Here is a 1957-nt window from a genome sequence, read left to right as displayed (position 1 = left end):
ACCATCATGCTGAACTATGTGGCGTTGTTCCTGCTGGACTTCCTGCTGAACACGGCTGCGTTCCGGCGTCCGGGGGACAGCAGCCCCATTTCGCCACGCCTCGACGACTCGGCAACGTTCCCCGTACTCATCCCGGGATCCCGACTCCACCTGGGCTTCCTGGTGGCGATAGCACTGACCTACGGCGTGTGGTGGCTGTTGAACCGCTCCACCATCGGCTTCGAGTTCCGCGCCGTTGGAGCGAACCCCGTCGCGGCACGGACCGCCGGCGTCAAGGTATCCCGGGCCACCATCCTGGTGATGGCCATGGCCGGTGCCCTTGCCGCGTTTGGTGGTGTCGCCCAGGTGGCCGGTACCGAAAAGGTACTGACCGGCGGCGTCGCTGCCCAGATCGGCTTCGATGCCATCACTGTTGCTTTGCTGGGACGCAGTACGCCGTGGGGGACATTCTTTGCAGGCCTGCTGTTCGGAGCTTTCCGTGCAGGTGCGGTTCAGATGCAGATCCAGACGGGAACGCCCATCGACATCGTGCTGGTGGTGCAGTCCCTGATCGTCCTCTTCATCGCAGCACCACCGCTCATCAAGTCGATCTTCCGGCTTGAGCCCAAGAAGAAGAACAAGACACCAAAAGCGGCTCCCAAGGCTGCCCTGGTCAACGCCTCCGGAGGTGCCAAATGAGCGCGACAACCACCGCTCCGAAGCCGGGTTCAACGGCCCTGCCGGCGTTCCGGCCATCCATGAAAGTCCCGCTATCGCTCGGAATCCTGGCTCTCATTGCCTTGGTCTTCTTCGGCTTCCTTGGTCCGGACAAGACGGCCGAGATGAAGATCAGCGATGCCGGTGACGCCGTTGCTGTCCCTGCCCTGATGATTCCGGGTCAGGTGGGCGGGGTGGTCTTCGGCATTCTGCTCCTGGCCATGGCCGCATATTCCATCTACCTCTGGACGCAGGGAGAGCGGTCACCCAAGTGGCTGCCTATCACTTTCGCCGTGGTCTTCGTGTTTGCCTTGCTGGTGTGGATCGTCGCCGGCGCCCGGCAACCCTCCATCTCGCTGGCCGGTCTCGTTGCCGGTTCAGTGACGCTGGCAGTGCCACTGGTCTTCGGCTCCCTCTCCGGCGTGCTGTGTGAGCGCGTGGGCGTGGTGAACATCGCCATTGAAGGCCAACTTCTGGGCGGTGCCTTCACGGCTGCACTGGTAGCCACCATGACGGGCAGCCCCTACATCGGCCTGATCGCGGCGGCCGCTGCCGGCGCCGCTGTGTCCATGGTCCTCGCGGTCTTCAGCATCAAGTATCTGGTCAACCAGATCATTGTTGGCGTTGTGCTCAACGTGCTGGTTTCCGGTCTTACGGGCTTCCTGTACGGCACGTTGATGGTTCCCAATAAAGAGCAGTTCAACACCCCGGGCCGATTGGACATCCTGCCGATCCCGCTGCTCTCGGACATCCCCATCATCGGGCCCATCCTGTTCGAGCAGTCCATTGCCGGCTATCTCATGTACGTGGCCGTGGCCGTGGTGTGGTTCGGCTTGTTCAAAACCCGCTGGGGCCTGCGCGTCCGCGCCGTCGGTGAGCACCCCCAGGCTGCCGACACCCTGGGTATCAACGTCAATGCAACCCGCTTCTGGAACGTCACCTTGGGTGGTGCCATTGCGGGCATCGGCGGCGCCGTGTTCACCCTGGTAACCATTGACTCTTTCACCAAGGACATCTCCGGTGGCCGCGGCTTCATTGCCCTGGCGGCCCTGATCTTTGGCCGCTGGAACCCCATCGGCGCCTTCCTGGCCTCGCTGCTGTTCGGCTTCGCCTACAACCTGCAGTCGATCCTTGGCATCATCGGTACCCCGGTGCCGAGCCAGTTCATGGCCATGCTGCCGTACTTGGTGACCATCTTCGCCGTCGCCGGTTTGGTGGGTAAGTCGAGGCCACCGGCCGCAAGCGGCATACCGTACGTGAA

The 1957-nt window shown here is 62.8% G+C and carries 2 protein-coding genes; both read left to right on the top strand.

Annotated features, from left to right (window positions below):
- On the top strand, positions 1 to 678 hold a 678-nt coding region (locus CQ020_RS23935; protein WP_146116703.1), incomplete at its 5' end, for an ABC transporter permease.
- Positions 675 to 1957: ABC transporter permease (locus tag CQ020_RS23930; protein WP_105694321.1), on the top strand; the 1283-nt coding region annotated here is incomplete at its 3' end. The genes CQ020_RS23935 and CQ020_RS23930, both read left to right, overlap by 4 nt.

Origin of the sequence: Arthrobacter sp. MYb23, from assembly GCF_002979775.1 — a bacterium.
GTDB lineage: Bacteria > Actinomycetota > Actinomycetes > Actinomycetales > Micrococcaceae > Arthrobacter.
The sequence above is the reverse complement of the archived record's forward strand: the minus strand, read 5'-3'. Positions and strand labels throughout refer to the sequence as shown.